The organism is Mycolicibacterium sp. XJ879, from assembly GCF_053483935.1.
Genome location: NZ_JBEFTH010000005.1, coordinates 252,055 through 264,840, shown reverse-complemented (window position 1 = coordinate 264,840; position 12,786 = coordinate 252,055). Strand labels below are relative to the sequence as shown.

Annotated in this window: 11 protein-coding genes; 5 read left to right on the top strand and 6 right to left on the bottom strand. The window is 65.6% G+C overall.

Annotation, left to right across the window (positions count from 1 at the left end; all coding sequences use genetic code 11):
* Window positions 1-11 precede the first annotated feature (11 nt).
* The 5 genes from ABQF13_RS14115 (at window position 12) to ABQF13_RS14095 (ending at window position 5,127) form a co-directional block, all read left to right on the top strand.
* Window positions 12-812, top strand: coding sequence for an enoyl-CoA hydratase/isomerase family protein (locus ABQF13_RS14115; protein ID WP_448393371.1), 801 nt, complete (start codon window positions 12-14; stop codon window positions 810-812).
* Window positions 813-854: 42 nt separating this feature from the next.
* Window positions 855-1,616 (top strand): SDR family NAD(P)-dependent oxidoreductase, encoded by a 762-nt coding sequence (locus ABQF13_RS14110; RefSeq protein ID WP_448393370.1) that lies wholly within the window; start codon window positions 855-857, stop codon window positions 1,614-1,616.
* 71 nt (window positions 1,617-1,687) lie between these two features.
* Window positions 1,688-2,275: a TetR/AcrR family transcriptional regulator gene (locus tag ABQF13_RS14105; protein WP_448393369.1), complete on the top strand. Its 588-nt coding sequence runs from the start codon at window positions 1,688-1,690 to the stop codon at window positions 2,273-2,275.
* 96 nt (window positions 2,276-2,371) lie between these two features.
* Window positions 2,372-3,526, top strand: coding sequence for a CaiB/BaiF CoA transferase family protein (locus ABQF13_RS14100; protein WP_448393368.1), 1,155 nt, complete (start codon window positions 2,372-2,374; stop codon window positions 3,524-3,526).
* A 23-nt stretch (window positions 3,527-3,549) separates the two neighbouring features.
* Window positions 3,550-5,127 (top strand): class I adenylate-forming enzyme family protein, encoded by a 1,578-nt coding sequence (locus tag ABQF13_RS14095; RefSeq protein ID WP_448393367.1) that lies wholly within the window; start codon window positions 3,550-3,552, stop codon window positions 5,125-5,127.
* 28 nt (window positions 5,128-5,155) lie between these two features.
* On the opposite strand, the gene ABQF13_RS14090 is transcribed toward ABQF13_RS14095, so the two are convergent.
* The 6 genes from ABQF13_RS14090 to ABQF13_RS14065 are packed head-to-tail and all read right to left on the bottom strand — an operon-like array spanning window position 5,156 to window position 12,785.
* Window positions 5,156-6,610, bottom strand: coding sequence for an MCE family protein (locus ABQF13_RS14090; protein ID WP_448393366.1), 1,455 nt, complete (start codon window positions 6,608-6,610; stop codon window positions 5,156-5,158).
* A 1-nt stretch (window position 6,611) separates the two neighbouring features.
* On the bottom strand, window positions 6,612-7,697 hold the full coding sequence (locus ABQF13_RS14085; protein ID WP_448393574.1) for an MCE family protein: 1,086 nt from the start codon (window positions 7,695-7,697) through the stop codon (window positions 6,612-6,614).
* A gap of 41 nt (window positions 7,698-7,738) precedes the next feature.
* Complete coding sequence (locus ABQF13_RS14080; protein WP_448393365.1) at window positions 7,739-9,025, bottom strand: MCE family protein; 1,287 nt, start codon at window positions 9,023-9,025, stop codon at window positions 7,739-7,741.
* A complete protein-coding gene (locus ABQF13_RS14075; RefSeq protein WP_448393573.1) occupies window positions 9,022-10,332 on the bottom strand; it encodes an MCE family protein in 1,311 nt (436 codons plus the stop codon). Before ABQF13_RS14075 ends, ABQF13_RS14080 begins: the two co-directional genes overlap by 4 nt.
* Entirely contained in the window at window positions 10,329-11,357 is a 1,029-nt protein-coding gene (locus ABQF13_RS14070) for an MCE family protein (protein WP_448393364.1), read from the bottom strand. The genes ABQF13_RS14075 and ABQF13_RS14070 overlap by 4 nt, the downstream gene beginning before the upstream one ends.
* 18 nt (window positions 11,358-11,375) lie before the next feature.
* Window positions 11,376-12,785: an MCE family protein gene (locus ABQF13_RS14065; protein ID WP_448393363.1), complete on the bottom strand. Its 1,410-nt coding sequence runs from the start codon at window positions 12,783-12,785 to the stop codon at window positions 11,376-11,378.
* Window position 12,786 lies beyond the last annotated feature (1 nt).

Genomic DNA, 12,786 nt, shown 5'->3' with positions numbered 1-12,786 from the left:
AGGAGCCGAAAATGACTGACAGCAACAACGTGGCCGCCGAGGAAGTTCGATACGACGTCCGCAACAGCGCGGCGTGGATAACGCTGAACCGACCGGATGCCCGCAACGCGTTGTCCCGCGAAGTGTTCGACCTGATCGGAACGGGTCTCACCCGCGCCGCCGAGGACACCGGCGTTCGGGCCGTGGTGATAGCCGCAACCGGACCCACATTCTGCGCCGGGGCCGATCTCAAGCGGGTGGGCGCAATGGAGGACCACGGCAACGTGGTGGCCTTCCTGAAAACAGCTGCCGCGCTGTTCGATCAGGTTGCGAACCACCCAAAACCGGTCATTGCGGCGGTGCACGGTGCCGCGATTGCGGGCGGGTTGGAACTGGTGCTGGCCTGTGATCTGGTGGTCGCCACCACCGAGGCCGTCTTCAGCGACGGACACGCCCGCTACGGGCTCTTCCCGGCCGCCGGCGGGGCAACACGCTTGCCGCGCAAGATCGGGATGAACCGCGCCAAGCACCTGCTGTTCACCGCGGACCGCTGGACGGCGCAGCGGATGTTCGACGCCGGGCTGGTATCGCAGGTGGTTGCGGCCGAGGAGTTGGCGAGCGCCGTGTCGGCGCTGACCGACGCGATCGGCAGGCACAGTCCGCTCGGCATCGCCGGGATGAAGCGGGTTGTCGACGAGGGCGCGGACCGGCCGCTGGCCGATGCGCTCGCACTCGAACTCGCGGAATGCACCGCGTATTCCAAGAGCGCTGACTTCTCCGAAGGCCTTCGGGCCTTTGGTGATCGACGAGAACCGACGTTCACCGGGCGATAGGCCGGGGAGTAGCGCGGTGGTTTGTAATACGAAGGGACCCTTGTGAATATCGACAGCAAGGTCGTCGTCGTGGTCGGCGGCGCCTCGGGGCTGGGCACGGCTGTGTGTGAGGAGTTCGCGGCCGCCGGCGGTCGTATCGCAGTGCTCGATCGCGATGCCGACGCGGCACAGCGGGTAGCCGACGGTCTACCGGATGCACTTGCGGTGCAGGCGGACACCACCAGCGCCAACTCGATGGAGGCTGCGGTGGACGCCGTGTTGCATGCGTTTGGCGCGCTACACATCGACGTCAACACTGCCGGTGTGGTGTCGGCTGCCAAGCTCGTGTCGAAAGGCCGACCCGCCGACCTGAGCGAGTTCGAACGGACGGTGGCCGTCAACCTCGTCGGCACCTTCAACGCGATGCGGGTCAGTGCCGCCGCGATGATGCGCCACGACCCCGAGAACGGCGAGCGGGGCGTCATTGTCAATACGGCATCGGGCGCGGCGTTCGACGGCCAGAGCGGGCAGGCCGCATACGGCGCGAGCAAGGCAGGGATCATCGGTCTCACCCTGCCAGCGGCACGGGACCTGGCCGGCAGCGGAATTCGGGTCAATACCGTCGCCCCAGGGCTGTTCGACACCCCGATGTCGGCCTCGCTACCAGACGCGGTCCGCGACGGACTGCTCGAATCGGTGCTGGAACCGAAGCGACTCGGCCGGCCGGCCGAGTTCGCCCGCCTGGTTCGACACCTCGTCGAGAACGAGTACCTCAACGCCGAATGCGTTCGCCTCGACGCCGCGACCCGGATGCAGCCACGATGAGCGGCGCACCCGGTACAGTTATCTTTACCCGTGCGACTCATATGCGCCCGGCGCAAACGGAGGGAGTTCGAATGGCACGCCGACGCGTCACCTCCGTGCAGGAGCTGGTGGACGCCGCAGCGCGGGTGTTCGAGCGGGTCGGCTACGTCGATGCGACCATCGCCGACATCGCCGCAGAGGCCGGGGTCAGCAAGCCGACCGTCTATCAGTACGTCGACTCCAAGCGCTGGTTACTGGAAACGATCGTGGAGCAGATCATCTATCCGCTGCGGCACAATATCGAACAGATCCTGACCAGTGATCAGTCGCCGCGAGACAAACTCATCGCGTTCATCCGTGTTCAGATCGAATCCGCAATCACCTATCGGACTTATTACGCAGTGCTTACCGCCGACCAGCACCAACTTTCCCCACAGGCGCTACGCAATTATCTGTCGTGGGCGCGCGACGTCAACCATGCCACCGAGAAGCTTCTGCATGAATGCGTCGAGGCCGGAGTCATCCGCGACGATCTCGACATCGGAACATCGGCGAACCTGCTCAACGGAATGCTGTTGTCCATCGCGCGCTGGTTTCACACCTCTGGGCGAGTCAACGCCGACGAACTCGTCCATCAAGTGCTGGGCATGTTGAGCGGCTACATCGTCGACTCGCGCTGACCGGCTATCCATCTGCACCAACAACAGCACTACATCAGCGTTAATCTAACCGTGCAGTATTGATTACGTTCGGGTCGTGCGCCCTTCGGAGGACCGATGAAAGGAATGGGCCCGCTAGCAGGCGTCAAGGTCATCGAGATTGCCGCCCTTGGACCCACCCCATTCGCCGGAATGCTGTTGTCCGACATGGGCGCCGAGGTCATCCGACTCGAGCGCTCGGCAGTTCAGAGCATCGGCAGCGGGGCCTGGAACCACATGCATCGCGGCCGGCCTTCAGTCGAATGCGACTTGAGCACCGCCGCCGGGCGTGATCTGGTCCTGACCCTCGTCGAGTCCGCCGACGCGCTGATCGAAGGCTTCCGCCCCGGCGTCATGGAGAAGCACGGGCTGGGCCCGCAGGTGATCCACGCGCGGAACCCGCGAGTGGTCTATTGCCGCGCCACCGGGTACGGCCAGGACGGGCCGCTGTCCGCACGGCCCGGTCACGACATCAACTACATCTCGATCGCCGGTGTTCTCGGCGCAATCGCCCGACCCGGAACCAAACCGACGTTCCCGCTCAGCCTTCTCGGCGATTTCGGCGGCGGCGGGATGCTCGTCGCATTCGGATTGCTGTGCGGCGTGCTCGAGGCACGGCAATCGGGCCTGGGTCAGGTCGTCGATGCGTCCATGGTCGAAGGAACCGCGTTGTTGAGCACCGTGTTCCACGCCCTGCGTAATGCGGGCATGTCTTCCGATGAGCCCGGGACCAATTACTTCGACGGTGGCGCGCATTTCTACAACGTCTACGAAACTTCCGACGGCGGCTTCGTTGCGGTGGGCGCGGTGGAGCCGCAGTTCTATGCGGCGATGCTTCGCGAGCTGGGTCTGCCAGCGGATCAGTGGCCACAGTGGGACAGCAGCCGGTGGCCCGAGTTGTCAGATCGGTTGGCTCAGGTGTTCCGGACCAGGACGCGCGATGAATGGGCCCGCACATTCGAGTCCTCCGATGCGTGCATCTCCCCCGTGTACCGGCTCGGCGAGGCCGCACAGCATTCGCACAACATCGAGCGGAACACGTTTGTCGACATCGACGGCCACCTGCAGCCCGCGCCCGCGCCGCGATTCAGTCGCTCGATCGTCGGCCTGCCGTCGCCGGCGCCCGAACCGGGCTCGGACACCCGTTCGGCGCTGATCGACTGGGGGCTGAGCACTTCCGACGTGGACCGCTACCTCGATGACCCAGCCACAACGAAATCCACCCGCGAGTAGAGATTTGAGGAGATTGCACCGTGATGGACCCCGCTGCGGTACTGCGCCGCAATGCTGTTGCCGCGAGCGACAAAGCCGCCTTGCGATTCGAAGGACGGACGCAGACCTATCGCGAGTTGCACGAACGGGCGAACCGGCTAGCGAACGCGCTGCGTGAGCACGGTATTGAGCGCGGTGATCGGGTGGCGGTTGCCGCGGACAACAGTTTCGAGACGCTGGAGATCCTGGCCGGGTTGACCGTCGGTGGCTACGTCCGGTGTCCGCTGTACACCCACGATACCGCGGACCGGCATCGTTACCTGATCGAACTCACCGAACCCGCCGCGATCATCGTGGAGGACAAGTACTTCGGCGCGTTGGAACCGGTGCTCGCCGCGGCACCGTCCATCCGTGCGGTCGTCGTCATCGGCTCCGAATCCGCGCACTCGGCCCTGGACTACGAGGTGCTGCTGCGTGACGCCTCGCCCGCCGACCAGGAATTCGAGCTTCGGCCGGACGACCCCTACCAGATCCGATTCTCGGCGGGTACAACGGGTTTGCCCAAGGGGATCCTGCACACCCTGGGCGGCTGGATGGCAGTCGGCGAGGAGACCCTGGCCGACGTTTCGCCGCCGTTGTCCGCCGCAGACCGCTATCTCGCCGCCAGCCCGCTGACCCACGCGGCGAGCATCCCGGTGTGGCCGATACTGGCCGCAGGCGGCACCGTCGTGGTGATGCCCGCGTTCGACACCGGCGGGTTCCTGCGATTGGTGGAAGAAGAGCGCGTAACCGTGACCCTTCTCGTCGCGACGATGGTGCAGATGATCACTGTGCATCCCGACGCCACCGTGCGGGATCTGTCGAGCCTGCGGGCGATCTTCTACGGCGCGTCCCCGATACCCGAGACCACCCTTGTTGCCGCACTGAAGTTGTGGGGCAACGTGATGTACCAGAGCTACGGGCAGAGCGAAGCGGTTCCGGTGGCAGCGCTGCTACCGGAGCACCACGTCGTCGACGGGTCGCCGGCGCAGCGGCGGCGCTTGCGGTCGGCCGGTAAGGCGACCCCCAGATCTGGAATCCGCATCGTCGACGAGAACGACAATGTGCTGCCGCCGGGAGAGGTCGGTGAAATCGTCGTCAAGTCGCCGGGTCGGATGAAGGAGATCTGGCGGGCGCCGGATGTCACCGCGCAACGGGTGACCGACGACGGATGGGTGCGAACCCGTGACATGGGATGGCTTGACCACGAACAGTTCCTGTTCCTTGCCGACCGCAAGGAGGACATGATCATCTCCGGCGGGTTCAACATCTGGCCTGCCGAACTCGAGAACGTCCTGGTGGAACACCCGGCGGTGCGCGAGGCCGCGGTGGTCGGGATTCCGCACGACAAATGGATCGAAACGCCACACGCCGACGTGGTCCTCGAATCAGGCTGTGCCGGCACTGTTTCCGTGGAGGACCTGGTCGAGTGGACGCGGGACCGGCTCGGCTCCTACAAGAAGGTCACCAGCGTCGCGTTCGTGACGGCGCTACCGAAAACCCCCATCGGCAAGGTCCTGCGCCGCGAGATCCGCGACCGGTTCGCTGCAGCCGCAGAAAACGATCAAGGAGTACAACAATGACGGTGGGCGCGCCCCCGGTCGGCCTGCCTTAGTTGCCGGCCGGGGGCTGCAACATCGACTGCCATGTCTGCTCGCCGCCGGCAGTGACCGCCAGGTCGCTTTGGGTGTAGATCTGCCCATCCGGACCGACGTACGTACCGGAGGCAGGGTCGTACTCGGCCACCGCGATCGGCGCCGGTGCGGGCGCCTGCGGTGCACTCGCGTTCGGATCCACGGTCAGCTGCGGGATGTCCTGGCCCGACAACGTCGCGTTCGGGTCGCCCTTCCAGTTGAATCCGTCGTTGAGCGGAACGTAGGTTTGGTCACTTACGCACATCTGCCACGTCGGTGCCCGCTTTCCGGGCCGGGTGGCACACGGAGTGTTGCGGGCGCCGCGCACGTTCAGCGTCGAATCCTGCGGCACCCGGCAGTACAGGTCCCCAGCCGGCCGGTCCGGGTAGTCCTCGAAGGTCGGCACCCGCTGCTGTCGTGCCGGCAGGAAGCCGGTCGTGCACGGTGGCGGCAGGTTCACGTTGAGGTTGAAGCTGAGAAAGGCGCCCTTGTAGTCCTGTTTGGTGTGGCGGTTGGCCACGCCGATCGCTTGCATCGCCGCCGCGCCCTGCGGCAGCAGCACCAACAGTTGCTCGAGACTGTCGTCGTAGGTGAGCGCCACCTCGCCGACGCTGACGAGATTGGCCAGCACGATCGGCAGGGTGGGCTGTACCCGGTCGAACAGCCGGCGCACTTCGTCGGCGGCCGGCGCGCCACGCGTCAGCACGCCTTGCACATCGGTGTCGGTGGTGCGCAGCTGATCGGTGACACTGGCCAGATTTGCCGCCCAGGCCCGCACCTCATCCGAGGTCTGCGTCTGGCTGTCGAGCACCGGGCCGGCTCGATCAAGCAGCGCGGTCCACGAATCGAGATGCTCGCGGGCGTCGATCGCCAACGTGGTCGATCCCCTTACCAGGCGCGACAATTCGGGACCCAACCCGCCGAGCGCGAGGTGGGCCTCGTCGACGACGGTTCTCAGGTTCTCCTGCGGGATGGCCTGCAGCCCTCGGTTGGTCGCATCGAGCAGTTCGTTGATGTCGGGCGGCACCGATGTGCGGTCACGCGCGATGATGTCGCCGTCCTCGAGTACCGGACCGTCCTCGCTGCGCGGCAGCAGCGCGACGAACTGCTCGCCGACAGCAGTCTGGCTGCGCACCTGCGCGTCGAGGTCAGCCGGGATTCGGGTGTCCGAATCCAGCGACAACACCGCTTCCGTACCGCTTCTGGTGAGGTTGACCGCCGTCACCCGGCCCACTTCGGTACCCCGGTAGCTGACATTGGCCCGTTCGTAAAGGCCTGCGGCTTCCGGCAATTGGACGGTGACCGTGTACCGGCCGACACCCAGCATCAGGCCGGGCAACTTGATGTAGATCAACATCAGCGACGTGAAGGCCAGCGCAGCCACGACGCCGAAAATGCCCAGCTGAATCCAGTTCCGTCTGGTCATGCGCATGTCAACGCCCCTGGTCCGTGCGGTAGGGCACAACGAGCGGATTGCCGGCGGTGTACGGGCTGGGCAGCTGTCCGATGGTGCGGCCCCACTGCATCTCCAGTTCCGTCAGCTCACCCTCGAATCGGGTGCCGGTGAGAAACGACGCGTCGAGCCGGCTCAGCGTCAGATCGATGACGGCGGTCAGGTTCGCGTAGTCACCGCGCTGCCACTTGGTGATGGTCTCCTTTGGCCACGGGAAGGTGGAGTAGAAGCTCAACGACCGGGTCAGCGACGGGCCCGCGTTGGCCAGGGACTCCAGCACCGGCCCGAGATCCTTGAGCTCCTTGACCAGATTCTCCTTGGTCAGGTTGACCGAATCCGATGCCAGCGCGCTGAATTCACCGAGCTGGTGTAGGGCTTCGGTGAGGTGGTCGCGTTGGTCCTTCACCACGGTCAACGCGTCCGGCAAGGTCTGCAGCGCGCTTTCGACAACCGGATCCTGTTCGGCGACCTGACCGACGAGCCCGTTGAGACTCTCGGTGGCGGCGATGATCTCGTCGGTCTGATCGTCGGCGTGCCCGATGAACTGCTCGAGCTGCTCGATGAGGCTGCGCAGATCGTCCTCGCGGCCGGCGAACGCTCTGCTCAACGCTTGGGTGATGTCGTGGATGCTGCCGATGCCACCCTGGTTGAGCAGCAGCGACACCGCGGCCAGCGCTTGTTCGGTGGACGGGTACCGGCTGCCCGACGACAGCGGTATCAGCGATCCGTCCTGCAACCGGCCTTCTGGCTGCACATCAACGGGTGGCGCCAGCTCGATGTGCAACGAACCCAGCAGGCTGGTCTGGCCGACCGTCGCGGTCGCATTGGCAGGCAGCCGCACGTCGCCGTTGAGCTCCATGGTGACCAGCGCGTGCCAGTCCTGCCGCTCGATGCCGGTGACGTTGCCGACGGTGACGTCGCCGACGCGTACGCGCGAGTTGCGTTCGATGTTGTCCACATCCGGGAGCTGCGCCTGCACGGTGTACGCCCCGGGCCCGCCGCCTTCGGTGCCGGGCAGCGGCAGCGAGTTTGCGCCATGCCAGTCCGCGCAGCCGGCAACCGACATGATGCTCGCGGTTGCCAGCACCGCGATCACATTGGTGCGCCTCACGATCCACTCCCGTGCGGCACCATCATTGCTTCCAGACCGCCGGCCGGATCGGTCGGCGCAGCCTCGGCGGGCAGCGGCGGCGCAGCGGTCGATTCGGTGCTGCCCGGCGGCGGGATGTAGTCGGGCCGCAGCCAGTCCTCGCTGTAGGTGACCTCGTTAGGTCGAGCCGTCGCGCCGACGAACAGGTTCTCGCCCAGGGGCAGGAAGTTGAATTGGCGGTTCTTCACGATCGGCGCCAGGTACTGCACGCACAGTTTGGCGGACTCCTCGGCGCCGAGGCGAGACGCTGCCTGCACGGCTCCGCACAAGAACCCGATCGGGTCGGCGAAGTTGGTCACGGCCAGTGCGCTGGTCATGGTGGCCTGCGCGGGCTGGTAGATGTTCAGGAAGTTCTGAAATGCGTTGGGGGCCAGATGCAGTGTCTGCTTGATGTCGCCGAGGCTATCGTGCAACATCTGCGTCACCAATGCCAACTTGTCGCTGGTGGTTCCGGCGGTTTCGCGGTTATCGGCTACGAAGGCACCGACGTCGTCGACCACCGCGTTGAGGTCCCGCACCGCGTTGGCGACCTCGTCGGGGTCGTCGGCGAGCAGGGCGGTCACCGAGGCGATGTTCTGGTTCAGATATCGCAACAGGTCGGTGCTGTTGTACAACGCGGAAACCAGGATCGACAGGCTTTCGACGGTGGCGAACAGGTCGCCGCTGTGGTCACCGAGCATCGAGAACGTCTGCGCCAGTTGGACCACTGCGTTCCTGATGTTGGTTCCCTCGCCGCGGAGGTTGGCCGCGGCGGTGTTGACGTAGGAGCCCAGGGTGCTGACCCCGCCCGGTTCGGTTGGCTGCAGCGCCTCGGTGAGCCGCTCGAGTTGCTCCCGGAAGTCGTCCCACTCCACCGGGACGGCGGTGCGCTCTTCGGGAATGACTGCACCGCTTTGCAGTTGTGGCCCGCCGGTGTAGGAGGGGGTCAGCTGGATGGCCCGCGCCGTCACCAACGACGGGGACATGATCACGGCGTTGACGTCGGCCGGGACGGGATGCTTGGCATCGACGGAAAAGGTGATCTTGACCCGGGTCGGTTCGGGTTCGATGCGCTCGATCGTGCCGACCGGTACACCGACGATTCGGACCTCGTCGCCGGCGAAGATTCCGTTGCTGTTCGCGAAGTAGGCCACCACGGTGGTGCGTCGGAGCGTTTCGGTCGACAGCGCAACGATCAGCCCGCCGAACAGGACGGCCACCAGCGTGATCGCGGCACCCACCCGAACCAGACCAAGCTTCTTCACGGTGCTGCCTCCCCGGACGGTGCTACCTCGTTCGGTGCCGGTACATAGAGCGGGTTGGGGGTGGGTGCCGGCGTGGACGCCAACTCCGGTGGTGCCTCGGCGGGCGGACCGGGCGGCGGGCCACCGGGAGCCGGAGCCGGCGGCGGCTCGCGGTAGGGGTAACGCGGATCACCGGGGTTGCCGGTAATCGCGTCGGGCAGCGTCATTCTCGGCTCACCGCCCTGCCCGGTGCGCGGAAACGGAACCGGTAGCGCGGGACTGGCCTGCTGGCCCACCGGCGGATCGGTGAGCTGGGACGGCAGCAACACATTGGGGTCCAGACCGAGATCGGAGAATGCGGCGTCGACGAATGGCTGCACGAACTGACCAGGCAGCAGGTTGGCGATATAGGCCTTGAAGAACGGGCCCGAGGACACCGACTCCCCCAGCGACATCGCGTACGCGTTGAGCCTTTTGATCGACTCCTGCACCTCGGCTTTGCGGTTGTCGACGATCGCGAGCACCCCGTTCAGCTTCTCCAATGCCGGCTTCAATGTCTGGCGGTTCTCCGCAATGAAGCCCTCGATCTGGCGAGCCACGGCGGAGATATCGCCCGAAATACGGTCCAGGGCATCGCTTTGGGCCTGTAGCTGCACCAGCAGCGCGTTGCTGTCGGCGATCAGGTCGACCACTTGGCCGGCGCGTTCGGCGAGTACCGTCGTCGCCTTGTTCGCGTTGCTCAGGAGATTGCGCAACTGGTCGTCGCGTTTGTTCAACGTCTCGGCGAACCGGGCCACTCCCGCTACGGCGATCTTCAGTTCGGGCGGCGTGTCGGAAAACGTCTGCGCCAGCACCCGTAACGAGTCCGACACCTGGTGGGTGTCGAGCCCGCTGATCGCCGTCGTGAGGTCGCCGAGCGCCTCGGGCAGCTGGTAGGGCGAGCGCGTGCGTTCCAGCGGGATCGGGCCGTCCTGAGTCCCGTCGCCGCGCGGGGTGAGCTCGACGATCTTGGAACCGAGCAGGGTCTGCGTCTTGATCGCTGCTTCGGTGCGATCGCCGAGTCGGACGTCGGGCGCGAGCCGGAACTTCACCAGCGCCCACGGGCCGGCCAGCTCGAGGCTGGACACCTGCCCCACCCGCAATCCAGATACCTGGACGTCTGCGCCCACAGTGATTCCTCCGGCTTCGGCGAAGTAGGCCGAGTAGTCGTTGCCCCGGTTGAAGATCGGCAGTTTGTCGTACTGCAACGCACCCAGCGCCAGCACGGCGATGAGGCAGATTCCCAGAGCACCGGTCACGACGGGGTTTCGTCTCGCGGAGAACTTCATTTCGATGCGCACCTGCCCGTGCTCTGGCCGACCAACTTGACGAACACCGGCTGGCCGCCCTTACCGTTCAGCTTCAACACGATGTCGCACAGATAGAAGCTGAAGAAGTCGCCGTAGAGACCTTGGCGGCCCAGCGCCTGGTATGCCTCGGGCAAGGTCGCGAGCAGCTCATCCACGTACTCGTGGTCGGCCACCACCAGCCCCGCCGTTCGGTCCGTCTCCGCGACGACTTTGGTCAGCGGTTGCCGCGCCTGGCGCAGCAAGTCGGTGATCGACATGGCGGCCGAATCGGCATGGCCCACTGCGGCACTGATGTCAGATTTGCGCGCTTCGAGGCCGTCGACGAGTTCAGCCAGCGCGCCCACCCCCTTGTCGAACTGCTTACTCTGATCTGAAAACGTGCCGAGTACGGTGTGCAGGTTTGCGATCACCTCCCCGATCAGTTGGTCCCGGTCGGCCAGTTTGTTGGTCAGCGCAGCGGTGTGCGACAGCAGCGAACCGATCGTCTGTCCCTGCCCTTGAAACGCGCGGATCAACTGCGCGCTCAACGCGTTGACCTGTTCTGGGTCCAAGGCGCGGAACAGTGGCCGGAAGCCGCCGATGAGCGCGTCGAGGTCCAGTGCCGGCGCGGTCTGGTCCAGGGGAATGGTCCCGTTTGGTTTGAGTATCTCGGTATCGCCTGGGCCCTCCTCGAGGCCCAGATACCGTCCGCCGATCAGGTCGTCGTAGCGGATGACGGCCCGGCTGCCCTTGGTCAGGACCACCGAGTCATCGGTGGTGAACCGTACAAGCACCGTGGAATCGGGTTGCAGCGTCAGTGAGCTGACCTTGCCGACTTCCACGCCGGCGATTCGCACGAAGTTGCCGCTCTCCAGGCCACTGACATTGCGGAACTCGGCCGCATAGGTCTGCTCGGGCTGAAAGCGCAACTCGGCGAACACTGCGAACATCGCAAAGACGCCGAGCAGACACACCGTCACGAAGACGCCCAGGCGCCAAACGACGTGGCGCAGATCAGCTCTCATCGCGGCGGCCTCCCTTCACTACGGCGCCGTTCCATGCGTCGACGGGTGCAACGGCTCACTGCCCGGCGGTGGCGGCCCCGGTTCCCGAGGTTGGCCGGGCGGCGGTGCCGGCGGCAGGCCCGGCCACAGCGGCGTCCCGTCCGGCGCGTAGAGCGCCGCGCCGTACGCCGGCGCGCCGGGATACGGGATCGGCCCGGGTGCCGGCGGTCCGAGGTTGCGAATGCTCGGTGGTTCTGGAACCGCTCGGGTGGACGGGAAATAGTTGGCGTAGCCGGGGAATCCGATTCCCGGGTTGGGACGGATATCCAGTCCGGTGCCCCAGCCGGTGTTGGTGATCAGCTGGCGGAGGGGGAAGTTGTCGTCGACGACGGGTAGCGAGCCGCACCCGGGTTGGCCGCCCGGACCGCCTTTGGCGCCGACGATGGGTAGGTTCTGCGGATAGCGGTACTGGTCGTCGCCGAGGAGCAGCGCGACGTCGGTGGTGATGGACTTGCCGTTGACGCCGCCGGTGACGTCGTAGCCGCCGTTCTCCAGGAACCAGTGGCCACCCACCAGCATGCAGGTGAACTGCGGGTTGTACTTCATTAACAGCCGTGTCGTCGGCTCGAGTTTGTTGACCGCGTCGACGAGGTTGTCCTTATTGGGACCGATGAGGTCCGTGCCGCTGCGCGACATTCCGACGACGCTCACGAGCAACGCGTCGAGTTCGTCGGCATGGGCGGTGATGGTGGCACCGGTAGTGGTCGCGGCGTCGAGGGTGTCCAGGATGTCTTGGGCCGCGGCGCTGTAGGTGTCGCTGAAGCCCTGTAACGCCTGCCAGTCTTCGCGGATGGTTTCACTGCGGGGGTTCAGCGCCAGCAGAACCGCATTGGCGTCGGTGGTGGCCCGCCCGATGGCGTCACCCTCGCCCCGTAATCCCTCCGCCACCGCGGAGAGCACGCCGTTGAGTTTGACCGGATCAATCTGTCGCAGGACGTCGGTCAGGTTCTGAAATACCGTGTTGACCTCGGTACTGACGTTGTGCGACTGGATCACCGCCCCGGCCTTGAGTTGCTGTGAAGCGGGCATGGCCGGCGAAACCAGATCGACGTACTTCGCACCAAATGCGGTGGTCGCCTTGATCTCCGCAAAGACGTTGGCAGGGATGAACTGGGCTTGCTTCGGGTCGATATCCAGCTTGAGGCGCACCGGATCTTTGCCGCCCTCGACGGCACTGACACGTCCGATCGCTACGCCGTGCATCTTCACCTTGGCACCCGATTCCATCACCAGGCCGGCGCGCTCGGAGGTGACGGTGACACTCAGCGTGGGCTTGAACGAGCGGGTGAACAACCCCCAGGCACCCAGGACCATCGCGATGATGACGACGAACAGCACCAGCGTCCACCACGCCGGGTCGATCCCTTTGTCCTGCCGTATCGAATCCATC

Excerpts from the sequence above, each read along its gene's own strand:
- ABQF13_RS14115 (WP_448393371.1), top strand. The coding sequence starts at position 12 with ATGACTGACAGCAACAACGTGGCCGCCGAGGAAGTTCGATACGACGTC.
- ABQF13_RS14105 (WP_448393369.1), top strand. The coding sequence starts at position 1,688 with ATGGCACGCCGACGCGTCACCTCCGTGCAGGAGCTGGTGGACGCCGCA.
- ABQF13_RS14100 (WP_448393368.1), top strand. The coding sequence starts at position 2,372 with ATGAAAGGAATGGGCCCGCTAGCAGGCGTCAAGGTCATCGAGATTGCC.
- ABQF13_RS14095 (WP_448393367.1), top strand. The coding sequence starts at position 3,550 with ATGGACCCCGCTGCGGTACTGCGCCGCAATGCTGTTGCCGCGAGCGAC.
- ABQF13_RS14090 (WP_448393366.1), bottom strand. The coding sequence starts at position 6,610 with ATGCGCATGACCAGACGGAACTGGATTCAGCTGGGCATTTTCGGCGTC.
- ABQF13_RS14085 (WP_448393574.1), bottom strand. The coding sequence starts at position 7,697 with ATGTCGGTTGCCGGCTGCGCGGACTGGCATGGCGCAAACTCGCTGCCG.
- ABQF13_RS14075 (WP_448393573.1), bottom strand. The coding sequence starts at position 10,332 with ATGAAGTTCTCCGCGAGACGAAACCCCGTCGTGACCGGTGCTCTGGGA.
- ABQF13_RS14070 (WP_448393364.1), bottom strand. The coding sequence starts at position 11,357 with ATGAGAGCTGATCTGCGCCACGTCGTTTGGCGCCTGGGCGTCTTCGTG.
- ABQF13_RS14065 (WP_448393363.1), bottom strand. The coding sequence starts at position 12,785 with ATGGATTCGATACGGCAGGACAAAGGGATCGACCCGGCGTGGTGGACG.